This is a genomic window from Methylocystis sp. sgz306128 (genome assembly GCF_056032725.1).
Genome location: NZ_JBVYWO010000003.1, coordinates 308,577 through 331,303, shown reverse-complemented (window position 1 = coordinate 331,303; position 22,727 = coordinate 308,577). Strand labels below are relative to the sequence as shown.

The following is a 22,727-nucleotide window of genomic DNA, read 5'->3' as shown; positions in this document are numbered from 1 at the left end:
GCAGGAAGCTTAGCCAGTTTCATGTTGCGTCTGTATGACAGTGCCGCGCAAGCCCTGAATCACGGGCGATCGGGGCTGGTCCTGCAGGAGAAACGGGTCGTGTTGCTGGGAATTTGCCTGAAATTGCTCTCGACCATCGCCTTTACGGTGATGAATGCGCTCATCCGTGCCGAATCAGCCGAAGTGCCGACCGGCGAAATGGTGTTTTTCCGGTCTGCTCTGGCCATGATGGTTCTGGTGGGCTGGCTGCACGGGCGCGGGCAGTTTCCACGGGCGATTTTCACCAAACGCCCTTTCGGCCATCTGCTGCGCGGGCTGATCGGCTCCGGCGGCATGTTTTTCGGCTTCGGGTCGCTGGCCTTGCTGCCCTTGCCGGATGTCACGGCCATCGGCTTCGTGACGCCGCTGATCGGCGTGGCTCTTGCCGCGCTCATTCTGAAGGAAACTGTGCGCATCTATCGATGGTCGGCGGTTGGCGTCGGCTTTATCGGCGTTCTCATCATGCTTTACGACCAGTTGGGGCTGGCTTCGGCCATTGCCGGCGGGAGGGGCGCAGGCGCGCTCCTGGCGCTGGCCGGCGCTGCCTGTTCGGCCGCGGCCATGACACAAACCCGGCGTCTGACCCAGACCGAGCAGACCGGTGCCATTGTGTTCTATTTCTCGCTCCTGACGACAATCATGGGTCTGGCCAGCGCCTTTCTGCCGCTGCTGGCGCCGGACCGGGGCGAGATCGGGCGCTGGCTGCTGTCGCAGAGCTGGGTCTGGCCGGGCTGGGCCGGATTGGCTTTCCTTCTTGGCATAGGCGTGCTTGGCGGATCGGCGCAGATTCTGATGACGGAATCCTACCGGCTTGCCGATGCCTCTGTCGTCGCGGCGTTCGATTACACATCGATGTTGTGGGCCAGCCTTATCGGTTTTTTTGCGTTCGGCGATCTGCCGTCCGGCCTTGTCGTCAAAGGTGCCGTCATCGTCGCCGCGTCCGGCATTTTCGTGATCTGGCGCGAGCACAGGCTGGGATATCTTGCCAGCGGCACGCGCGCGCCGCCACTTTCCTGATGCCGTTTGCCGCTTAAAAATCGTTCTTTATTTCAAACAAATTTGGTATGATCCGCGCCGGAGGCTCCATGGGTATCGAAGGCAAGGACAAGGTCAAGGTGCTGGAAGCGGGCGCAACGGCGCTCAGCGGCCAGCTGGGCAAAACGGTGCAGCGCCTGCGCAAGGCGACCAATTATTCTATTTCCGAATTGTCCGAACAATCGGGCGTCGCCAAATCGATCATCAGCCAGATTGAGCGCAACGAAACCAATCCGACATTGGCGACCATGTGGCGGCTGGCGCAGGCGCTGGACGTCTCGATTGAGAAGATGCTGCAACGCTCCGACGACGAGCCCTTCGTCGAGAAGACCTCCAAGGGAGACACGCCGCTGCTGATTTCAGATGACGGCAAATGCCGTCTTGATATTACCGGCTGGATCAAGACCGTCGACTGGCTGCAATGGTATGATTTTCGCGCCGAGCCCGGCGGCGTGCTTGAATCTGACCCGCACCAGCGTGGCTCCATCGAATCGCTTTCCGTGCTGGAAGGGGAACTCGAGGTCGAGGTCGGCGGCGTTATCGAGCGCGCCGGACCGGGCGAGACCCTGCGCTATCGCTGCGACCGGCATCACGTTATCCGCAACCGCTCCGGCAGGCCGGCGCATGCCACCATGGTCTGCATTCTGAAAGCGGCGGTGATGGAATAGGGGTGGAACAACAGGCGCAGGCTGACATGCCAGCCATGTGTTATTTTCATGCCGGTTTGACGCAATCAACTTTATTCTGCCGTAATATCGTTGTTCCTGATGCCTTTATTCTCCCGGTTACCGCGCCCTGATGTCCTCGCTCCCGCTGCCTTCATTTTCGCTGCGCTCGTTCTCGCCTGCGTTTCAGCTTTCGTTCCTGTGCGGGGCGATTTATTTTTATGTCGGCATTTTTGCTCCATTCTTTCCGATATGGCTGGCGGCGCGGGGGCTTGATTCGGCACAGATCGCCATTGTCATCGCGGTGCCGCTGATCGCCCGCGTGATCGGCAATCCGATTGTGCTGGGGCTGGCCAATCGCCGCAATGCCGTCGGCGAGACAATTGTTTTCGGCGCTTTGGCGACATTGGCGGGCTATGTGGCGCTCACCTTCGCCCACGGGTTCTGGCCGATCATGATCATCACCGGCGTGACCTTCCTGTTTCAGGGCTCGCTGATGCCCCTGAGCGACGTGCTCATCCTGCATCAGGTGGAGGATGATTCCACGCTTCATTACGGCACGATCCGTTCATGGGGCTCGATTCTGGTGCTGGTCGGCATGGTGATGAGCGGCTTTCTCGCCGGAATTCTGCCATCGGAGGCGATTATCTGGCTGCTGGTTATGGCCGCCGTCATTCAGGCGCTGACGGCGGTCAACCTGCTGTCCAGCAACAAGCCGCGCGCCGCACGGGCGGCCAAGCCGCAGATCAGAGAGCGGATCCTGCGCGTCGATCTTGTGGTTCTGGTGATAGTCGCGGCATCGCTGGTGCAATGCAGTCATGCGATGATCAACACATTCGGTTCGATCGACTGGCGCGGGCGCGGCCATTCGGATGCGTTCATCGGGCTGGCCTGGGCGATGGGTGTTTTCACCGAGATCATCATGTTTCAGGTTGCCGGGCGTTATCTGGGCGGCGCAGCCAATGCCATGACATTTTTCATGGTGGGGGCGGTTTCCGCGATCCTGCGCTGGAGCATTACCGGCTTCGATCTTGGCGGAACCGGCATCATGGCGACGCAGGCCATGCATGGACTGAGCTTCTGCGCCACGCACCTTGGCACGATGTATCTGATCTCCCGCCTGGTGCCCAGCAGCCGTCTGGCGCAGGCGCAGGGCTATTACGGCGCAGCCAATTCGTTGTTCATGGCGCTGGCCACGACCGCCTGCGGCCCGATCTATGCCGAATGGGGCCGTCCGGGCGCTTTTTTCATGATCGCACCGGCCGTTCTGGGCCTTGGCATGATCCTTCTTGTCTGGCGCCTGCGCCGCAGCGGCGGCCTAGCCCCAGAGGGCGGGACGGGGTGGATGTACGAGTGAGCCGTTGTACTCAAGGCCGTTTTCGCGGTCTTTGGCCAGCAGCAGCGGCCCATCGAGATCAACAAACCGGGCCTGCGGCGTGAGCAGCATCGCTGGAGCCATGGCCAGCGACGTGCCGACCATGCAGCCGATGAAAAGGCTGAAACCGAGCGCACGCGCAGCTTCGGCCAGCGCCAGCGCCTCGGTGAGGCCGCCGGTTTTGTCCAGCTTGATATTGACCGCGTCATAAAGCGGGCGAAGGGCGGCCAGACCCTGACGATCATGCACCGATTCATCGGCGCAGACGGCGATGGGGCGCGGCAGACGGGCCAGCAGGCCATCCTGCCCGGCCGGGAAGGGCTGCTCGACGAGCGCGACGTCTGCCGCGACGCAGGCGGCTATATTTTCTGCATAGAGCGCTTCGCTCCAGGCTTCGTTGGCATCGACGATCAGCACGGCATCGGGCGCGGCCTGGCGCACGGAGCGCAGGCGCGCGGCGTCTCCGGCGCCGCCGAGCTTGATTTTCAGCACCGGCCGACCGGCGGCGGCCTTCGCGGCCGCAGCCATGCTTTCCGGCGTGCCGAGCGAGAGCGTATAGGCGGTTGTCGCCGGGCTGAGGCGGTCAAGTCCGGCCAGCACGAAAGCCGGCACGCGGGATTTTTTCGCCTCCAGATCCCACAGAGCACAATCTACGGCGTTGCGCGCCGCGCCTGCGGGCAGGGCGTTCTGCAATTCATGACGATCGAGCCCGTTCTCGATCGCGGCGCGGATGGATTCTATCTGCTGCGTGACCGAATCAAGCGTCTCGCTATATCGGGCATAGGGCACGCATTCGCCGCGTCCCCTTATGCCGTTCTCGTTCAAATCTATGGTGAGCACATGCGCGTGTGTGCGGCTTCCTCTTGAAATAACAAAGGCTTGTGCAAGCTCGAAGCTCTCGTGCGTGATATGGAGCTGGCGTGTCATGCGGTCTTTCATTATGTTCGTATAAGCTGCGGCGGTCCTATGATAAAGGGTCCGGTGGTGTGCTTGGCTTATAGCTCCGGTGAATGATGCGGGCAAATATCGGTTTTTCTCCGTCGCAGGATGGCAATCAGCTCGTATTGGCGCTGACGGGCGACTGGAGCGTGGCATCCGGCGCGGAACTGGAGAAACAGGCCGGAGAACTGTCGCGCCAGGGCGAAGGGCAGGCGGCGGTCGCGCTTGACCTGAGCGGCATCGAACAGCTCGATACGGCGGGCGCCTGGGTGATCGACCGGGCGAGGGCGCTTCTGGCGGAGCGGAAAATCAGCGTTTCTCTCACCGGTGTCAGCGAAACGCAGGCCATTCTGCTGCGTGAGGCGCATTTTCGCATATTTGAACCGGCCAAGCGCGAGTCGTTTTCCCTGTTCATTTCTTTTCTGGCCGATATCGGGTCCAGCGTCGTCTTTGCGCTGAAGGACCTTTTCGCCGGCATGGCGTTTCTGGGCGAAATGATGACAGCCCTTGTGCGGCTGGCAAAGCGTCCGCGCCGGTTCCGTCTGACATCGCTGGTGTTTCAGATTGAGCGTATCGCCTTCCGTTCCGTACCCATCGTCGGGCTGATCAATTTTCTTGTCGGGTGCATTGTCGCCCAGCAGGGCATTTTTCAGCTGCAGCGTTTTGGTGCCGCGCCTTTTGCCGTCGATCTGATCGGCATTCTGGTGTTGCGCGAACTGGCGGTGCTCCTCACCTCGATTATGATCGCCGGCCGTTCCGGCTCTGCCATTACGGCCGAGCTGGGCTCGATGAAGATGCGCGAGGAAATCGACGCCATAAGGGTGATGGGCCTTGATCCGAATGAAGTGCTCATCGTGCCGCGTGTGCTGGCGCTGGTGATCAGCTTGCCGATCCTGACCTTTCTTGGCGACATGACGGCCCTTTTTGGCGGATTGGTGACTGCATGGCTTTATGGCGACATATCTCCGCCGGTGTATCTGGACCGGTTGCAGGAGGCCATCGGCCTCAACACATTTCTCGTGGGTCTGATCAAATCGCCGTTCATGGCGCTGGTGATCGGGCTCAATGCCTGCGTCGAGGGCTTTGCTGTCGGCGGCTCGGCGGAATCCCTTGGCCGGCAGGTGACGGCTTCTGTCGTCAAATCCATTTTCATGGTGATCGTCGTAGATGGTTTGTTCGCCGTCTATTTTGCCGGTGTGCATTATTGAGGCCGCGATGACTGCTCCTGACCGCCATTCCGCTTCTCCCGTCATTCTTGCCGCGAAGAAGCTTGTCGTCGGCTTCGGGCCGAAGATCATTCTTGACGGGCTCGATCTCGATGTGCGCCGCGGCGAAATTCTGGGCTTTATCGGCCCGTCCGGCAGCGGCAAATCCGTACTCACCCGCGCCATTCTTGGCCTTACGCCGATCCGCAGCGGCACAATCGAGGTCTTCGGGCAGGATATAAGCCAGCTGAGCAAGGTGCAATTGCAGCGCATAGAGCGGCGATTCGGTGTCATGTTCCAGCAGGGCGCCTTGTTCTCGGCGCTCACCGTCAAACAGAATATTCAGGTGCCGATGCGGGAATATCTGCATTTCAGCCAGGAACTGATGGATGAACTGGCCATGCTCAAGATCGATCTTGTCGGTCTGGCGCGCGACTCTGCCGATAAATATCCATCCGAACTCTCCGGCGGCATGATCAAGCGCGCGGCTCTGGCGCGGGCGCTTGCGCTTGATCCGGACGTGCTGTTTCTCGACGAGCCGACGTCCGGTCTCGATCCGATCGGCGCGGGCGAATTTGACGAACTCATCGTCACCTTGCAGAAGACACTCGGACTGACGGTCTTCATGGTGACACATGACCTTGATAGTCTTTACAGCTCCTGTGACCGTGTTGCGGCGCTTGGATCAGGACGAATTATCATGGAAGGGCCGATTTCTGAGCTGGAAGCCTCGAATGATCCTTGGCTTCATGCCTATTTCCACGGTAAAAGATCGCGTATCCTGCAGGATGCAGTGATTCATTCTTGATGATCGGGCATTGAATGGAGACCCGTGCAAACTATGCACTGATAGGCGCTTTCACGCTGGCGATGATCGCTGCGGGATTTCTTTTTGTATATTGGTTCTCGGGCGGCACAAAGACCGTAGGCCTGAAGCAATATCAGATCATCTTTGCCGGGTCGGTTTCGGGGCTTTCGCGCGGCTCCTACGTGCTGTTCAACGGCGTGCGCGTCGGCGAAGTCCAGCAGATCGACCTCGTTGCAGACGACCCCAGCCATGTGGCGGCGCTCGTGTCCGTCGCCGCGCATACGCCGATCAAATCCGATACAAAGGCACGGCTGGAATTTACCGGCCTGACCGGCGTCGCCGCCATAGCCATGACGGGCGGATCGGCAACCTCGCCGCCGTTGCCGGTTCCTGCTGACGGCGGACCACCCATAATCAATGCCGAGCGTTCCGATCTCCAGAATCTGCTGGAATCCGTTCAGGGGCTTTCCGCCAAGGCGGATTCCGTTCTTGCGAAAGCCGACAAGATTTTCGGCGACAATGCCGATTCCATCCACAATACTGTCAAGAATGTCGAGGATTTCTCGCAGACGCTGGCCAGCAACAAGGACGGCATCAATGCCTTCCTGAAGGGTGTTGGCGATCTTGGCAGCACTGTCGGGCCGCTTGCCGACAAACTGAAACTGCTTTCCGGCGATGCCGATACGCTCGTCAAGGCTGTTGATCCCGATCAGGTGCGCAACATTGTGCATAATCTCGATCAGTTTTCCGGTGTGCTTGCGGATAACAAGGCCTCGCTCAAGGATATTATCACTAATGCGCGGGATCTGACGGCAAAGCTCAATGCGACGGCTGATAAGCTCGATGGCCTCGTTGCCACCATGAACGGCGTTGTGTCCTCGCCAGACGGCAAGGGCATGTTCGCCAATATATCCGATGCCGCCCGCTCAATTCATACGCTGGCTGTCAATCTTGACAAGCGCACCGCGGAAATGAGTGCTGGCATCAACCGCTTCACGGGGCCGGGGCTGCGCGATCTTGAAAGCCTGACGAGCGATGCCCGCCATTCGCTCAACGAGGTGAACCGATCGCTGCGTTCGCTGCAATCCAATCCGCAGCAATTCATCTTCGGCGCCAAGCCCGAATTGCCCGATTATAAGGGGAACTGATATGAGGCGGCTGTTGCTCGCAGGCGGAACCGTGTTGTTGCTGGCAGGCTGCGCCAGCGCGCCGCCCGCTTCCTATGATTTATCGGCCTTGCGGACCGAGTTGCCCGCAGGCCGCAAGGTTGCCGCGCAACTGGTGGTTTCGACGCCGCTGGCCGGAGAATTTCTCGATTCGCGGCGGATTCTCGTGCGCCATGGCGAAAATGAGCTGGCTTATCTGCCGGGCGCGGAATGGGCCTCGCGCCTGCCTGAAATGGTGCAGGCGCGGCTTGTGCAAAGTTTTGAGAACACGCATCGCGTGATTCATGTGGCCCGGCCCGGCGGGCGCATCGTGCCTGACGACCAGTTGGACACGGAAATTCGCGCCTTTGAATGGAACCCCGGTACCGGCGAGGTGGTTGTCGAGATTGAAGCCAAGCTGATCAATGACCGAACCGGCAAAATTGTCGCGACGCAGACATTCAGGCATGCGGCTGCGCAATCGGGGACTGATCCGCAGGCCGTCACTGCCGGGCTGGATAGTGCGCTGACGGACGTCATGAAGCAGATTATCGGCTGGACTGCCAAAAGTCTTTAACGCTTGTCCGCGCGGCCTTGACCCGCCTTCTTCGCCTGCGACGGGGTGTGTGACATAAACTCCCCTCATGCTGGGCCCGTTGAAGCATGAGCCTGCCGGATGAAGCCGGAACTTATTGAGCGCATCGCATGAAAAACCCCGCATTACGCGGGGTTTTTGCTTTTCTGGTTGAGATATCCGGGGCTAGTCGAAGCGGCCTGCGGAATGGGCCAGCATCGTGTAGACCTTGCCGGTGTCAGAGACCAGATAGGTGCGTGTCAGGCTGCCGTCCCGGTCATTGCGGTTGACCTCGCCAAGCAGGCGCTCGAATTCCTGCATGTAGCGATCCACTGTTTCGCGGAAATCGGAATTGGTGCGATAACGGCGCCGGATTTCCTCGAAGGTGGTCTGACCCTGCTGGGTATAGAGCCGCCGCCCGAAGGCATTGCTCTCACCAGCGCGGTAGCGATCCCAGGCGTCAATGGCGGCATCGGCGTCCACCATGCGGGCAATGTCAAGCGAGAGCGAGTCAAGCGCCTGAACCGGAGCCGCTGCTGGCCGTGCGGTCTGGCGGTTCTCATCGTCGCGGGATGCACGGTTGAGCAGATCAGACAGCCAGCCGCCGCCCGAGCGTTCCTGCGCCGTCGGCGTCGTCTGCCGGGGCAGGGCCGCTGGCTGCTGGGCAGGCCTTGGCCGCACAATCTCCTCGCGCGGCGCCTGCGGCGCCGGAGCAGGTGCGGGCGGCACGTTGAAACGCGCCGGCGCCTCAGCAACAGGCTGGCGGACGGCTGGTTCAGGCGCGCGTGCTTTAGGCAGTGGCTCGGCGAAGCGACGATGGCCGACAGGGTTCTCCGGCGGGGCCACATCCAGGCCGCGGCCCGATCTGTTGGCGATTTCGGTCAGTTCGTTCAGCGCCTTCAGCTGGTCGGCGACGACCCGGCGCAGGGTTGCCGTCTGTGCTGCAGTTTCCTTCGGCAGTTCTTCGGTGTTGCGGCGCAGTTCCTCGCGCGTTGCGTCGAGTTCGCGGCGGATGGCATTGGACATCGACAGGAGTTCTTCGGTCGAATCCTTGAACTTCGAAGCGGTGCCGGAGAAAATCTCTTCCATTTCGGCCTTGGCCTGTTCGTAGGCGGCGCGCAGCGCGCTTGCCGTGCGCTCGCGCTCTTTTCCGGTTGTGGAGCGGATCGCCTCGAAATGCTGTCCGATGGACGATTGCGCCGTTTCCGTCGACTGGGCCAGATAGGCACCGATTTCACGGGCGCGCGCTTCGGCGTTGCGGAACGATTCTTCGATCATGCCGGCAAAAGCCCGCATGACGCTGTCGAGATCGTCGCTGCGCTCGTTGACGCGGCCCAGCAGCGATTCAAGGCTCTGAATACGCTGTTCAAGCGCGCCGTCCACCTCGCCCTGCGCCCGGAGCAATTCGCCGGACGTCTGGGCCAGCGCTTCGCCCTGCCGGCCAAGCTGTTCGGCAATGCCGGTGGCGTTGCCAAGCGTGGCGGCGGAAGTTTGCGACAGCGTATTGATCTGTTGATGGATGTTGGTCAGCGCCAGATCGAATTCCTTGACGCGGGCACCAAGGTTGTTCTCGATAAGGCCAAGGGCCTGATGCGTGTTTTTGGCCAGCGATTCCAGCGATTGGTTCTGGTTGCCGAGTTCTGCGAGCAGGGCGGCGAGTTCGCTGCTGATACGCGAATTCGTATCCTGCAGGGCATGTACGGATTCCTGCGTCTGTGCTTCGATGCTGGTGCGCATGGCCTCGCTCGACTGATCGAGAGCCGAGGTCAGTTCGTTTTGCTGGCGGGCCAGATGGTCGGCAATGGCGAAGCCGCGCGACTCGATGGCGCGGGCGACGAGATCGCCGATCGAAGCGATTTCGCGGGTCACGTCGCCACCACGTTCCTGCAGGGCCTGCACAAGGTCGCGCCCTTCGGTTTCGAGCAGGGTGCGGATGGAGACCGTGCCGGAATCGAGCGCGGAACTCTGCGCTTCGAGGATTCTGGCAATATCGTGCGCCCGTTCGCGCAGGATGTCCGCGACATTGGCGCTGCGGCTGTCGAGTTCCGAGGCCACGGCATCAAGACGCCGCACAACCCGCTCCTCGAATGTGGCAATGCGCTCGTCGAGCGTTCCGGCGATTTCGTGCGCGCGTCCGCCAAGCGTCTGATTGATCTCTTCCGCCTTGCCGGCCAGTGTTTCGGTAAGCGCCGTCGAATGCGCCAGCAGGATGGAGTCGATTTCGCCGACCTTGGCATCGAGGGCGCGGGTGACTTCGCTGCCGCCTTCGCTGAGCACACGGGCCACTTCTACCGCGCGGTGTGCGAGCATGTCGTTGAGCGCCGCCGAGCGGGCATCGAGGCCGGCATCGATCTTGGTGATAAGCGTATCGAAGGATGTGGAAATCTCGCTCGACTTGGTGACCGCGCGGCTTTCAAATTCAACGATACGGGCTTCGAGCTGCTCCGCAGTGGTGCGGGTTCTGATGTCGAGATCATTGAGGAAGGCATCGCCATGCACGGTGAAGGCTTCATTGACCGCGCTCAGACGTTCATCGACAATCGTCGTGAAGCGATCAGCCTCGCTGACGATCCGGTTGGTGAGTTCGCCGCCATGGGTAAGAATGGCGTCTTCAAACGCGTTGAGCCGCTCGACGAGAGTTTCGTTCACGCGTTCGCCATGCATACCGACGGCCGCAATGGTTTCGCTGGCGGTCTGGGCGAATTTCTGATCGAGCGTTCTGGCGTTTTGCGAGAAGGTCGAAAGGGCATTCTCGACGGTGGAAATGAACTGGGTGTTGAATGCTTCGCCCTGATAGGCCAGAGCGTTGACCGCGCCCTGAACTGTCTGCTGATATTCGGTGTGGAAGGCATCGCCATGGATGCGGATGGCGGAGGTTGCCTGTTCGGTCGTGGATTGCAGCCGGTGATCGAAATTCTGCAACTGGCTGACCAGCGCGCCGCCCTTTTCATCCAGCGTCTGCACCGCCTGCGCAATCGTGGACTGATATTGTCCGAGGAGTGCGCCGCCTTTTTCATCAAGCGCAGCTGTCGCCTGTTCTATGGTGGACTGATACTGACCGACCAGCGCGCCGCCCTGTTCATTGAGCGCCTGCAGGCTCTCATCGACGATGGAGCGGTATTGGCCGCTGACAGCGCCGCTCTGCTGCTGCAAGGTTCTGAGGGCGTTGTCAACGGTGGCGCTGTAATGTTCGGCGAGAGCGCTGCCCTGCTCGTTGAGAGCCTGAAGGCTGGAATCAACCGTTGCCTGATAGCGCCCTGCAAGCGTGCTGCCCTGTTCGTTGAGCACATGAACGGCCTGACCCACTGTTTGCTCATATTGGCTGTGCAGAGCCTGGCTTTCCTGCCGCAATGTTTCCGCGGCATGACGGGTGCTGGCGCTGATGCGCTGGTCAAGAGCCGCGGTCTCCGCCGCCATCGTATCCATGGCGCTTTGCGTGGAGGCGCGGATCTGGTCGTTGAAATCGCTGGAATGGGCGTGCAGAGACTGCGCCGCGCCCACAACCACTTCGCTCAGGCCCTGCTGGATGCGCCCGGCATGTTCGCCCATCGACTGCAGCGCATGCAGCGAGGCTTCGCTGAAATGGTTGACCAGCGTCGAGGAATGGCGCGTCAGCTCGCTGTGGATATGGGTCTGGCGCTCGTCGAGCATGCTGGCGAAAGCTTCGCCGGAGGCGTGGAACAATTCATGGGCTTCCGTCGTGCGGGCGACAAGCATCTCGGCGATCCTGTCGCCGGTTTCGGCCAGACGCGCCGTCAGTGCGGCGCCGTCGACGCCGACGGTCTGCTGCAATCTTGTGCTGGTTTCGCCGATCTGGGCGATGATCCGCTCGCTCTGCTGCACGACGTCTTCAGCAATACCGCGGCTCGTATAGCTGATCTTTTCGTTGAGCTGCTCGCCAACGCCGGTGAATTCGGCGACGAGGCTGGCCGAGGTGGCGCGGAAATGCTGGTCGAGTTCGGCAATGCGGCTGTCGATGGTTGCCGCTATATCGGCATTGGACTGCCCGAGCTGCGCCGAGATTTTCTGGCTCTGATAGGAGAGCTGCTCGATGATCTGCTCATTGGTTGCGCCGATATTGGAAGCGATTTCCTCGCCCTTGGCGCCGAGGCGCGACGTCACCTGATCGCCGACGTCGTTGACGCGGGTGACCAGTGCGCGCGAGACATGCTCGAGATCGCTGGTCAGCTTGTCATGGGCGCCCGAGATGGCGATGCGCACCTTGTCGGAATGATTGATGATGGCTTCGCGCTCGCTGGCCAGACCGTCGACCAGAATACGGATGCGTCGTTCATTGTCGGTGTAGGAGCGTTCGAGGTTGGAAACTTCGGTGCGCACCATGGTCTCGAGTTCGCTGGCCCGTGCCAGAGCACGCTCGATGCCGTCACCCATGGAGGCGACCTCGCGGCGGATGGCCTGCGACAGAGTGATCACCTGCTCGCTGGCCATGGTTTCCGGTTCGGCAAGGCGCATGGCGACCTTGGCCATGGATTGCGCGCTCAGCCGGATTTCCTGAACCCGGCGCACCAGCGCCGCAATTATAAAGAAAAACAACACCGGCCCGAAGGCAAGCATTAGCCAGGACGGAAAGCGCTCGCTGCCGATGAGGGCGCTCAGAAAGCCGCTCTGCCCGAGATCAAGCGAATTACGGATGTAAAAGCCGCTCAGGCCAAGCCAGAGGATGGAGGCCGCGACTGCTGCCACCACCGGCAGCCGGCTTGGCCGGATCTGCATGGCTTGCACGATCTGTGCCGCCATCTTGCGGTCGTCGTTGGCCGGACGGCTTGCCGTCGCGGCGAGGGCAGACTTCTTATCGCTGGCTGATCTTGGGGTTTCCGCCGGTTTAGCGGCGCCGCGCTCAGGCTTGGCGGCATTCAGCGGCTTGAATTCGCCAACATTGGCTTCGACATGCGGCAACTTGATTTCAAGCACCGGCTCGGCGGCAGGCGTCTTCGGCTGCTCCGGCGCATTTTCAACCTTGTCTTCAACCTTGTCGTCCAGCGACAGGTTCAGGGCTTCCTCAATCGCCGACAGTGCTGCGCTTGCGGGATCCTGTCCAGGTCTTTGCTGTGCCATGTCTCTGCCTTTTACTCTGACTTACGCGTCTGCCAGTGTGCAGACAGAACGATCATCCTATCAGATAATCAACCTGCTTCTGCCGCACCCTAGCAATTTAGTTAACACCTTTTTAACATATCGCGATGTGAAGACGAAAGAAACTGTGAACAATCAAGATTTATAAACGTCGTTAACGCGGAAATTACCATTTGATTATAAGTGGTTGCTCGGCTGATCATCTTGAGAGGCAGCGGCTGGCCTGCTGTTTCTCGCCCCTTTCTGCCGGGAGAACTCCATGTTCCCATTTTTTTGCGGCGCATCGCTCCCGGATGGCGGGGCCGCTGGCCGTGATCCGGGCGAGGATGGAAATTCCCTGCTGGTCCTCGACAGGCAGCATCTTTCCGCGCAGTCCTGCGGCGACCGCGGCGTTGAGCGCGAGCTTCTGGAGCTGTTCTTGGAACTGGCGGGGCAAACCGGACATTCATTGCCGAGTCTTGCGGCGCAATGGCCCGGCTCGGCCAGCCAGCTCGGCGATGCCGCACACAGGATCAGGGGAGCGGCGCTTGCCATTGGCGCGCAGCGCGTAGCCTTTGCCGCCGCGGCGCTTGAGCAGGCCGTGCGCGAAGGGGCGGATGAGGATTGTGTCGGCGCGCGGGCGCAAGGTCTTGCCGAAGCTCTCGCTCTGACCCGCGAGCTATTAACCAATATCTTGGCTGCGAGCGGGGATTAGCCCCTTTTCCTTTGCAGCGCGGGCGACTATGTAGGCGCATCGACTTTTCCATAAGCATGCGCGTGCGCAACATCCATTGAATGAGAGCGACATGATCAAGGTGACATTTATAGACTCGGCAGGCAAATCCCGGGAAGTGGAGGCCAAAGCCGGAGCCACACTGATGGAGACAGCCATCAAGAACGGCGTTCCGGGGATAGAGGCCGAGTGCGGCGGCGCCTGCGCCTGCGCCACCTGTCATGTTTATGTCGATCCGGCCTGGATGGACAAGGTTGGCAAAGCTGAATCCATGGAAGAGGACATGCTGGATTTTGCCTCGGACGTGAAGCCGACATCGCGCCTGTCCTGCCAGATAAAGATCACGGAAGACCTTAACGGGCTGGTGGTTTCGACGCCGGTACGGCAGGGCTGAGGCTCCCGGCTGGTGCGCGGAGCGACCTGCTCTGCGCCGCCTTCACATAAAAGTGAACCGATGTGTGAAGCCTTTGCCGCTGTCTTGCGTATCTTGAGATGAGCCCATTTCCGGGCTCATCCGCGATATGAAAGTTCTGGCCATGTCTTTTGCTCTCGAACCGCGATTTTTGCCCTGGCTTGATCGGCAGGGGCGTTTTTCCTGGCTCAAGGCGCTGACGCTTGCGGGCATGATTGCGCCGGGCTTGTACATAGCCGTTGAACTGGCGCTGGGCTGGCTGCAACCCAAACCGATAACGCTGGCCTTGCACGGTCTGGGCGACTGGGCGATCCGATTCGTGGTGCTCTCGCTGATGATCTCGCCGCTGCGGCGCATTCTGAACTGGTCGAGGCTTATTCTGGTGCGGCGGATGATCGGCGTATCCGCATTTGCCTATGTGGCGTTGCATTTGACCTTGTACACCATCGACCAGCAATGGAACCTCATTGTGGTCGGGCGGGAAATTCTCCTGCGCTTTTATCTGACCATCGGCTTTGTCGCTCTGCTCGGCCTTGCGGCGCTGGCCGCCACCTCGACCGATGCGATGATCCGGCGCATGGGTCCGGTGCGCTGGAACCGCCTGCACAAGCTGATTTACCTGATCGCGGCGCTCGGACTCGTGCATTACCTGATCCAGTCGAAGCTGGATGTCACCCGCGCCGTGCTTGTGTGCGGCTTTTATATCTATTTCATGCTTTACCGGATGGCGCTCAAGCGCGGCTGGCCGGCGAGCGGCGCGGCTCTTGGCGTGCTCGGCGCTGGCGCGGCCGTGCTGACGGCCCTGCTTGAGGCCTCATGGTACCATTGGCGCAACGGCATAGACTTGCTTATGGTGCTCGCCAATAATTTCAATTTCCTCGACGGCTGGCACCTTGCCGATGATTTTTCGGTCAGCGACGTGACCATGAGCTGGTGGGTGCTGCTGCTGGGAATAGCGCTGATGCTGCTGGATTTTGGCCGCAGCGCGGGTCTGAAGGTCAGCCTTGCGGCTTTTTCGCGAACAAAGATGGCGCGACCTTAGTCAGGCCCGGCGCCGGTTCAAGAAAAAATGGCATTGGCCGGCACAGGGCCATGGCGGAGAGTCCGACGCGCGCCGTCAGGATGCCGTTGAGCACGCCCTCGCCGATGCGGGTCGAAATGCGGGCGGCAAGGCCGTGGCCAATGAATTGCTGCAGGATATTGTCGCCAGCCGCCATGCCGCCGGTCATGACGAGATGCAGCGCCACCGATCGTATGAGCCGGATCAGACCGAGAAGTCCGGGGCGGCCACCATAAATTTCCGCGATGCGGCGAATGAGCCAGATCGCCTGTCCGGCCACGAACACCATGTCGAAAATGGCGCGCGGAGCAAATGTCGTCACCATGGAGACGCGGGTCGTTGCCGCGCCGATCTCGCTCTGTACCTTGGCATCCAGCTTTTGCAGAAGCTCGCGCTCGGCAATATGGATGAGGTCGCGTCCGTCGACAATTTCGCCCGACAGATGGGCGACAAGGGCGCGGGCGCTGGCTGTCTCGGGCCGGTGCGCGTAAAGCGCGGACAGGTGGCGCACCAGATCGCGCGCCAGCAACTGATTGTCGGCGGCTTCCGCATGCGCGAAATCCTGATGCAGCGCGGCAATCTGCTTCTGTTTTCTAAATGCCAGCACCTCGCGCGTCAGCAGGGCCAGCGCCGATGCCAGCATGAGGCCGGCCAGCGTCACTCCAAACCAGCCCAGAGCGGCGGAGCGGGTAAAAAGGCCGAGCACGATGTCGTCGATCCAGAGCGCGAGGGCCAGCAGCACAAGCGCACCCAGCGAAGACCAGAAAAGTCCGCCCCAGCTCAAAATGCCGGATCGCGCCAGCATCGGCTGCTGCGCCTGTTCGATGATCTGTTCTTCGCGCGGCAGCTCGCCGGAGCCGAAGGTGTCGGGCTGCGGTTCGACATGCACAGGCTTGTGCGCCGGTTCCGCGCCGATATGGACATCGGGACGGTCGAGGCGGAAAGCCTGCGGGCGCGGTGTTTCCGGGGTCATGTCACATCTCCGAGCAGAAACTGAAGGGCGCGGTCCATTCTTATATGGGCGAAAGGCTCGCCCGGGTGCAACAGCGGCGGGCGGAAGCGCAGAAAGCGCAGATCGGGTGCTTTCGGCGGCTGCACCGGCTGGCGCCTGCTGAAAATATCCTGCGCATTCTGCGGCAGTTCGCCGGGAAAAACGGCGGCTTCGGTCTGGCCGTCGAATATATCGCCGTTTATGCTTTCGCCGGCGAGCGGGGTGCCGATGATCGCCTCAAGGCTGCGCCCGCGCTGCGTGACACGGGCCTCGCGTGTGGCGCGCAAAGCGGCGAGCGCCACCACATCGACCTTCGCCGAAAGGCTTTCCGCCCGGCTGAGGGCGCGTGCGATGAGCAGCCGCAAAATGGCTTCGAGGCGCTCGTGCTGGCTGTGATGGAGATGATCGGCCTTGGTTGCGGCGAAAAGCACCCGGTCTATGCGCGGCCGGAAAACATGTCCGAGCAGACCGCCGCGCCCGAGGCGAAAGGCGCTCAGGATGTCGTTCAGCGCCGTTTCGAGGTCCTGCAGCGCTGTCCGTCCGGAATTGAGCGCCGTCAGCGCGTCGACAAGCACGATCTGGCGGTCAAGCCGTGCAAAATGGTCACGGAAAAACGGCAGGACGATATATTTCTTATAGGCCTCGAACCGGCTTTCCATCATGGCCCAGAGCGAGGCGTTGTCATGCGCGGCAGGCTTATGCAGCGGTGCGAAAGTCAGTGCCGGTGCGCCCGCCCATTCGCCGGGCCAGAGAAAGCGCCCCGGTGAAAGCGTTGAGAGCGCCAGCGCTCCGCTTTTGCAGGCGCGCAGATAAGCGGTGAAAAGCTCTGCCGCCTGACGGGCCCGATCCTCCGAAGCTGGCAGGGCCGCATCGGTTTCGCGGCAGAATTGCCGCCAAGGCTCTGCCAGCGCCTGCCGGTCCGGCTGTTCAGCGGCCTCGCAGCTTTCCCGCGCCCATGTTTCATAACTTTTGGTGAGCAGAGGCAGATCAAGCAGCCATTCGCCGGGATAATCGACAATATCAACCGCCAGATGCGCGGGTCTGCTCCGCCAGCCGCCTTTGCGGCTGAATTCAAGATCAAGCCGCAATTGCGAGACGGCGCGGGTTGAGTCCGGCCATTGCCGGTCGCGTGTGAGGGCGCCGACATGCTCTTCCAGCGCAAAGCGCGGAACCGCCTGATCGGGCTGGGGCTGCAGGCTGACGCCGGACAATCGTCCCTCCGCCGCTACGCGAAAGACGGGGAACGCCGAGCGGTGCAACAGATTATGCGCCAGCGCCGTGACAAAGACCGTCTTTCCTGCCCGCGACAGGCCGGTGACGCCAAGGCGGATCGCGCCGCCACGGGCAAAATCGCCAACGCTGGCGGCGGTGATCCGCGCTTCAAGCGCAATGGATTCGGCAAGGGATTGAAACAGGTTCACGTCGGGTCGGGCTCCCCGTCAGATATGGGGGCTCCGACGCGCGAGTGTAAGGTCAGGATTCGGCTTTTTCGAGATCATCCGGCACGATGAACCGATCAAGACGGCCTTTATGAGGACTGATCTGCGCCCAATCGGTATCGAAATCGATTACGGCCAGACTGCAGGTCGGCATGGCGGCTTGCAGCCGCGCTGCCGCATAGCGGTCGCCAAAGCCAGCAAGCAGGATCGCAAGCTCATGCATTCCGGGGTTATGGCCGACCAGAAGACAGCTCTTTGCATCGTCGGGAATGTCCCGCACCACATGCAGCAAGCGGGCAGCATCGGCGAGATAGATATGCGCATCCGGCTGCACAGGCGGCGGCGGATCGAAAGCGGCAGCGGCGAGTTTGGCGGTTTCGAGCGTGCGCCGCGAATTCGAGGCCAGAACGATATCCGGCCAGAGGTGTTCCGCGAGCAGATAACGTCCCATGCGTGCGGCGTCCTTCAGCCCGCGCGGCGCGAGCGCCCGGGCGTGATCGGCGGCGCTGTGGGGCGTGGCCTTGGCGTGGCGGAGGATGAGAAGTCGGCGGTTCATGCCGCGATTTAACGCCAAATGCGGGTCATCAGCAATGGCAATATCGGGCGTAAAAATACGAAGACCAGCGGGGGAGGGGATTCCGCTGGCCTTCGCAGTTGCAGCATTCCCTTAGCGGGTCAGCCGGTAGTCCCTGTCGGCGTCGGTCAGGCCGATGTCTGAGAGGTGATTCTCGCGCATGTGGGCAAAACGCTCGCGCGCGTCATGCGCGTCGGCAATGCGGCGGGCATGGTCAGAAAAACTTAACACAATTTTAACGACTGACGAGGTCAGTTCGCCGATAAGGGAGGAAGAAGGGGAGAAAGAAGTTGTTGTGGGGCGCATTTCTTTAATTCCAATGTGGGGTTGGCGTCTTTATACTTGAAAATATGGAAAATTGAAGGCAGAGTTCATTTCTGTTCAGTCAAGAAAAACTATACGATGAGCCAGCTGGAACGTCTGCCCTCCCTCAATGCCCTGCGTGCCTTCGAGGCCGTTACGCGGCATCTGAGCTTTTCTGCCGCCGCGACCGAACTCAATGTCACCAAAGCGGCCGTGGCGCAGCAAATCCGCCTTCTGGAAGCTGAGATTGGTGCTCCTCTTGTGCAGCGCAGCGGAAGAGGTCTTACACTGACCGAAGCTGGCCATGCCGGCCTTATCGACCTGCGCGAGGGCTTCGACATGCTGTTTCGCGGCGCGCGCCGGATGCGCGAGGCCTCGGGCCACAGCCGCCTTGTCATCAATTCCTCGCCCTCTTTTGCGGCGACATGGCTGGTTGGCCGCATCGGCGATTTCAAGAAGCGTCATCCCGAGATGGATGTGCTGCTTGATGCCACCACCGAGGTGCGGGATTTATGGCGCGATAATGTCGATGCGGTGATCCGCTGGTCGCAGGGCTCGTTTCCTGATCTCCATGCCACCCATCTTTTCGACGAGGATCTTTTTCCGGTCTGCGCGCCCAGCCTGCTCGAGGGCCCCCGCGCCATCCGCACACCCGCCGATCTGGCGCATCACACGCTTCTCCATCTGGAATGGAACCCCAATTATGACACCTGGCCGACCTGGGAGACTTGGCTGGCGGCTGCGGGCGTCACCAATGTCGAGACCGGGCGCGGGGTCTGGTTTTCACAGATGTCGATTGCGCTTCAGGCTGCGGTGCAGGGGCAGGGCGTCGCCTTGATGACCAAAGCGCTTGCCGCCAGCGAAATGGAGGCGGGCCGGCTTGTTGCGCCGTTCAACATCAATGTGCATACGCCTTACGGCTATTATTTCGTGTGTCGCAAGGACCGGGTAAAGACGCCCAAAATCGTCGCTTTCCGCGAATGGCTGATCGAAGCCGCCGCTGCGGATGCTGTCAGAGCTTAGAAAATGACGGACAGGCCTTTTCCTGCCCTGCGATTGCCGCAAAATTGCCATCGATGCGGCGCAGGGGAGGAAACCAAAATAAAATAAAAGGTCAGTCAATGAACATTCTCATCCGCCCGGTTATCGCCCTCACGCTCGCGCTCGGTCTGGCAGCCTGCGCCACCACGCCGCCAGCCCCGGTACAGGCCAGCATTCCCACGCCGCATAAGAAATGCGTTGACGTGAAGATGGATCTCGACACCGGCCGCAAGTGCTGAACTGAACGGCAGGGTCGTCTGGCCTTGTGGCGTGGCTAAGGCTCAGGGCATGAGCAGGGCAAACTTGCCGACATGAGCTTTTTGCAGAAATTCCTGCTGCGCCCGCGCGATCTCGCGCAGCGGAAATGTTCCGGCGAGCAGCGGCCTGATTTCGCCGCGCTCGATATAGGAAACCAGATTGGGGAATACCGGCTCGTCCCAGGCGGTGCAGCCGATGATTTTCAGATCCCGGAGATAGACCGTCCGCAGATCAAGCTCCACGAGCGGCCCGCCTATTGCGCCGGATGTGACATATGTCCCACCGCGTCTGAGCAACCTGAGCATGGTGCCAAATTGCGCGCCGGCGACATTGTCCACAACGACATCGATCTGGCCTTCGCCCAGCGCGGCAACCAGATCGACATTGCGTTCATGCACGATATCCGCGCCGATCGCTTTCACCTGATCCAGCTTGCCCGCGCCCGCAACCGCGATAATGCTGGCGCCGCGGCGTCTGGCGAGTTGTATGGCCGCTGACCCGACGCCGCCGGACGCGCCGGTGATCAGAACCCGCATGTCTTTTCTTACGCCCGCGCGATGCAGCATGTTTTCCACTGTGCCATAGGCACAAGGGATCGTCGCCAGTTCGGCATCCGACCACGCACAATTCACCGCGAAGACTTCCGATTCGGGTGCCTTTACATATTCGGCGAAGGCGCCGTCAAAATCCGTACCGAGCCAGACGGTGTCAGCGCGCTCAAATCCGTCAACGCGCATGCAGGAGCGTACAAGCACGCGCGTGCCGGGCACCGGCTGTCGGACACCGGGGCCGAGCGCGGCAATCACGCCGCAGCAATCAGCGCCCTGTATCAGGGGAAATCCGGTCGGGCCATTCCAGCCCGATGCCTGAACGGGTGTTTCCGGTGCCGATGCCGCACTGGCGGCTGCGTCTGTGCTCGCGGTGATTGAGCCGGAATACCAGCCGACGCGCGTGTTGATATCGGTGTTGTTGATGCCGGCAGCGCGCACTTTGATGAGAATCTCGCCGGGGCCGGGCTCCGGCCTTGGCACGTTCTGGAAAGATAATTTGTCGTAGCCGCCGGTTCCGGTCGTCACGACGGCTCTCATCAGCGGCATTTCCTGCGAGATATTGGCCTCTGCCTGCACGAACATGACCTTTCAGCATGCTGTCCGCAAACGGGATCAGCTCTATGCAGGGGATCATATTGCGGCAAAAGATTCAAATGCCGATAAGAGATCGGCAAAGCGAATTCCTCGTAAATTCCGAATGAAGATGGCCGGGTTTTGCACCCGGCCATTATAAAATTCAGGTCTGACCGGCCGCCTCCGAAGGCAACCGGCAAATGGCCTCTCTCAGGGACAAACTGCAGGCGGTTGACATCCTGCCTTGGGGCCGCCGGATTTTGGAACATAGGGCGGCGGACCTCCGGGTTTTGGCCCCTGTCTCATCTGTTGCTGCGGCCCGGGTCCCTTCGGCACATTAAGCTGCTGCCCTGCCGGCGGGTGATATTTGGGCTGAGCCTTGGGCATAATATAGGGAGGCGCGTTATGCGGGGGGCGCACGCCAGCTGGCGGAGGCGGCAAATGTCCGCCCGGAGGAGGCGGGGGCAAATGGCCACCGGGAGGCGGCGGGGGCGGAAGATGCCCGCCGGGAGGTGGTGGGTGCGGGGGCTGCCCGCCCGGAGGCGGTGGAGGCGGGAGATTATGCCAGTGCCGGTATTCGCGCTGCCAGCGCGGATGATGGAACCAGGGCCGGTCGGTATAATAATGATCCCAATAATCGCCCAGACTGAAGGTCAGGATCGACAAGCCGATGATGGCGGCTATATCTCCCGGCGCATAATAGCGTCCGTCGCGCAGATATCTGATCCGCGATCCGGGAAACCAGCCGCGGTCCTGATCATACTGGACATCGCACCACGAATAGGTGGCAAGGCACCCGTAGACATAAAGCCCCGCGCCCGCCGGAACATAGGCGATGCGGGGATAGTTGGCCGAAGGCCCGGCGCGCAGGATGCCGGAGCGCCGCGCGATCGCATCCTGAGCCGATGCGCTGACAGGAACTGCCGCTATAGCAGCGCCAAGGGCAATGCCAGAAACTATGGATCGGATATTCATGTCTTATCCTTCCCCGCGCGAAACTACGAGACCGGAGAGGCGCGGGGCGCGCTGGGCCAGCCTCCTGTGAGAAGATGCTGACACATAGACAGAAATACCAGCTTCTGTAATTGACGCCCGTCAAGGCGACAGTGAATTACAGCCTCTTTGTGCCAATGGTGTGGGGCCGCAGTTACCGGGACACGTCAAACCCACTGGATGCCGCCGTCGAGTTCGAGGTCGATTCCGTTGGCGGCGCGGTTATCCATCAGAAAGAATACGCCGTGGACAATATCCTCGGTCGTCGCGAGCCGCCCGGACGGCGTACGGGCGCGCATGGCTTCGACGACAGGTCCTGCGCCTTGCTTGATGCGTTGTTGCCAGCGCGGCGAATCCTCGACGAGGCCGGGCGAAATGCCGTTGACGCGGATGGGCGCCAGTTCAATGGCCAGTGTTCTCGCCATGCCGACCATTCCGCCATTGACGATGCTGACCATGGTCGAGCCCGGATAGGGATTGGCCTTGGCCAGCCCGCCAAAAAGCACGATCGACGATGTCGGCTTCAGGCGCGGCAGGGCGCGGTGAATGACATCGGCAAAGGCCACGATCTTGATATAGGCGGCGCGTCTGGCCTCGTCTGTGTCGAAGGCTCTGATGCTCTGGTTGCCGCCATAAACCGGCGTGAGAACCAGATGATCGATCTTCTCCTCGCCCGCCAGAGCCGCTTCTATCGAAGCCGGATCTTCGAGGTCCATGTGCACACCGCGCGCAAGGGGACTGAGTGTCGCCGCCAGTCCTGCCGCGCGTTCGGCCCCGCGCCCGGCGATTGTTGTCCGGGCGCCCAGTGTAACGGCAGCGCGCGCCAGCGAAAAGCCCAGTCCCGATGTTCCGCCCACAATGTAGATATGGTCTCCAGCCTTCGGCATGAATGTTTTTCCTTTTTAAATATCTGATTTAAAATAAATATTTTATATTTTTAT

At 60.9% G+C, this 22,727-nt stretch carries 21 protein-coding genes; 12 read left to right on the top strand and 9 right to left on the bottom strand.

Annotated elements, in window-relative coordinates; translation table 11 throughout:
• The first annotated feature begins 21 nt into the window (after positions 1-21).
• The 3 genes from AC0N03_RS07665 to AC0N03_RS07655 all read left to right on the top strand — a co-directional run bounded on the left by AC0N03_RS07665 (position 22) and on the right by AC0N03_RS07655 (position 3,096).
• A complete protein-coding gene (locus tag AC0N03_RS07665; protein WP_474288057.1) occupies positions 22-1,056 on the top strand; it encodes a DMT family transporter in 1,035 nt (344 codons plus the stop codon).
• 68 nt (positions 1,057-1,124) lie between these two features.
• Positions 1,125-1,742 (top strand): helix-turn-helix domain-containing protein, encoded by a 618-nt coding sequence (locus AC0N03_RS07660; protein WP_474288056.1) that lies wholly within the window; start codon positions 1,125-1,127, stop codon positions 1,740-1,742.
• Positions 1,743-1,872: 130 nt separating this feature from the next.
• Positions 1,873-3,096 carry an MFS transporter gene (locus AC0N03_RS07655; RefSeq protein ID WP_474288055.1) on the top strand — a complete coding sequence of 408 codons (1,224 nt, stop codon included), beginning with the start codon at positions 1,873-1,875 and terminating at the stop codon, positions 3,094-3,096.
• On the opposite strand, the gene dgcA is transcribed toward AC0N03_RS07655, so the two are convergent.
• Positions 3,058-4,041, bottom strand: a complete 984-nt coding sequence (dgcA, locus tag AC0N03_RS07650) for an N-acetyl-D-Glu racemase DgcA (RefSeq protein WP_474288054.1) — start codon at positions 4,039-4,041, stop codon at positions 3,058-3,060. The two genes, AC0N03_RS07655 and dgcA, sit on opposite strands and share 39 nt — an antisense overlap.
• Before the next feature lie 86 nt (positions 4,042-4,127).
• On the opposite strand from dgcA, the gene AC0N03_RS07645 reads away from it, so the two are divergent.
• From AC0N03_RS07645 to AC0N03_RS07630, 4 genes are read left to right on the top strand one after another with little or no spacing between them, the layout of a single operon-like run.
• Entirely contained in the window at positions 4,128-5,261 is a 1,134-nt protein-coding gene (locus tag AC0N03_RS07645; RefSeq protein WP_474288111.1) for an ABC transporter permease, read from the top strand.
• Between the two features lie 7 nt (positions 5,262-5,268).
• Positions 5,269-6,066, top strand: a complete 798-nt coding sequence (locus tag AC0N03_RS07640) for an ABC transporter ATP-binding protein (RefSeq protein WP_474288053.1) — start codon at positions 5,269-5,271, stop codon at positions 6,064-6,066.
• Positions 6,067-6,080: 14 nt separating this feature from the next.
• A complete protein-coding gene (locus AC0N03_RS07635) occupies positions 6,081-7,214 on the top strand; it encodes an MlaD family protein (protein ID WP_474288052.1) in 1,134 nt (377 codons plus the stop codon).
• Between the two features lies 1 nt (position 7,215).
• On the top strand, positions 7,216-7,788 hold the full coding sequence (locus tag AC0N03_RS07630) for an ABC-type transport auxiliary lipoprotein family protein (RefSeq protein WP_474288051.1): 573 nt from the start codon (positions 7,216-7,218) through the stop codon (positions 7,786-7,788).
• 183 nt (positions 7,789-7,971) lie between these two features.
• Here AC0N03_RS07630 and AC0N03_RS07625 read toward each other — a convergent pair whose 3' ends face one another.
• Positions 7,972-12,861 carry an apolipoprotein A-IV repeat region-like domain-containing protein gene (locus AC0N03_RS07625; RefSeq protein WP_474288050.1) on the bottom strand — a complete coding sequence of 1,630 codons (4,890 nt, stop codon included), beginning with the start codon at positions 12,859-12,861 and terminating at the stop codon, positions 7,972-7,974.
• Between the two features lie 277 nt (positions 12,862-13,138).
• On the opposite strand from AC0N03_RS07625, the gene AC0N03_RS07620 reads away from it, so the two are divergent.
• The 3 genes from AC0N03_RS07620 to AC0N03_RS07610 all read left to right on the top strand — a co-directional run bounded on the left by AC0N03_RS07620 (position 13,139) and on the right by AC0N03_RS07610 (position 15,045).
• Positions 13,139-13,573: an Hpt domain-containing protein gene (locus tag AC0N03_RS07620; RefSeq protein WP_474288048.1), complete on the top strand. Its 435-nt coding sequence runs from the start codon at positions 13,139-13,141 to the stop codon at positions 13,571-13,573.
• Between the two features lie 91 nt (positions 13,574-13,664).
• The gene (locus AC0N03_RS07615; protein WP_474288047.1) at positions 13,665-13,985 is read left to right on the top strand and encodes a 2Fe-2S iron-sulfur cluster-binding protein; all 321 of its coding nucleotides are present in this window, start codon (positions 13,665-13,667) and stop codon (positions 13,983-13,985) included.
• A 142-nt stretch (positions 13,986-14,127) separates the two neighbouring features.
• A complete protein-coding gene (locus AC0N03_RS07610) occupies positions 14,128-15,045 on the top strand; it encodes a protein-methionine-sulfoxide reductase heme-binding subunit MsrQ (protein ID WP_474288046.1) in 918 nt (305 codons plus the stop codon).
• On the opposite strand, the gene AC0N03_RS07605 is transcribed toward AC0N03_RS07610, so the two are convergent.
• The 4 genes from AC0N03_RS07605 to AC0N03_RS07590 all read right to left on the bottom strand — a co-directional run bounded on the left by AC0N03_RS07605 (position 15,002) and on the right by AC0N03_RS07590 (position 18,373).
• Complete coding sequence (locus AC0N03_RS07605) at positions 15,002-16,036, bottom strand: YcjF family protein (protein ID WP_474288045.1); 1,035 nt, start codon at positions 16,034-16,036, stop codon at positions 15,002-15,004. The genes AC0N03_RS07610 and AC0N03_RS07605 overlap by 44 nt on opposite strands.
• Positions 16,033-17,475, bottom strand: coding sequence for a YcjX family GTP-binding protein (locus AC0N03_RS07600; protein ID WP_474288044.1), 1,443 nt, complete (start codon positions 17,473-17,475; stop codon positions 16,033-16,035). The genes AC0N03_RS07605 and AC0N03_RS07600 overlap by 4 nt, the downstream gene beginning before the upstream one ends.
• Positions 17,476-17,527: 52 nt before the next feature.
• Positions 17,528-18,049, bottom strand: a complete 522-nt coding sequence (locus tag AC0N03_RS07595) for a SixA phosphatase family protein (protein WP_474288043.1) — start codon at positions 18,047-18,049, stop codon at positions 17,528-17,530.
• A 111-nt stretch (positions 18,050-18,160) separates the two neighbouring features.
• Complete coding sequence (locus tag AC0N03_RS07590; protein ID WP_474288042.1) at positions 18,161-18,373, bottom strand: hypothetical protein; 213 nt, start codon at positions 18,371-18,373, stop codon at positions 18,161-18,163.
• 96 nt (positions 18,374-18,469) lie between these two features.
• On the opposite strand from AC0N03_RS07590, the gene gcvA reads away from it, so the two are divergent.
• Both gcvA and AC0N03_RS07580 read left to right on the top strand, forming a co-directional pair.
• Positions 18,470-19,393, top strand: a complete 924-nt coding sequence (gene gcvA, locus AC0N03_RS07585) for a transcriptional regulator GcvA (protein ID WP_474288039.1) — start codon at positions 18,470-18,472, stop codon at positions 19,391-19,393.
• Between the two features lie 98 nt (positions 19,394-19,491).
• On the top strand, positions 19,492-19,650 hold the full coding sequence (locus AC0N03_RS07580) for a hypothetical protein (RefSeq protein ID WP_474288038.1): 159 nt from the start codon (positions 19,492-19,494) through the stop codon (positions 19,648-19,650).
• Between the two features lie 42 nt (positions 19,651-19,692).
• On the opposite strand, the gene AC0N03_RS07575 is transcribed toward AC0N03_RS07580, so the two are convergent.
• The 3 genes from AC0N03_RS07575 to AC0N03_RS07565 form a co-directional block, all read right to left on the bottom strand.
• Complete coding sequence (locus AC0N03_RS07575) at positions 19,693-20,802, bottom strand: alcohol dehydrogenase family protein (RefSeq protein WP_474288036.1); 1,110 nt, start codon at positions 20,800-20,802, stop codon at positions 19,693-19,695.
• Between the two features lie 201 nt (positions 20,803-21,003).
• Positions 21,004-21,768, bottom strand: coding sequence for an SH3 domain-containing protein (locus AC0N03_RS07570; protein WP_474288035.1), 765 nt, complete (start codon positions 21,766-21,768; stop codon positions 21,004-21,006).
• Between the two features lie 185 nt (positions 21,769-21,953).
• Positions 21,954-22,673 carry an SDR family oxidoreductase gene (locus AC0N03_RS07565; protein WP_474288034.1) on the bottom strand — a complete coding sequence of 240 codons (720 nt, stop codon included), beginning with the start codon at positions 22,671-22,673 and terminating at the stop codon, positions 21,954-21,956.
• Positions 22,674-22,727 lie beyond the last annotated feature (54 nt).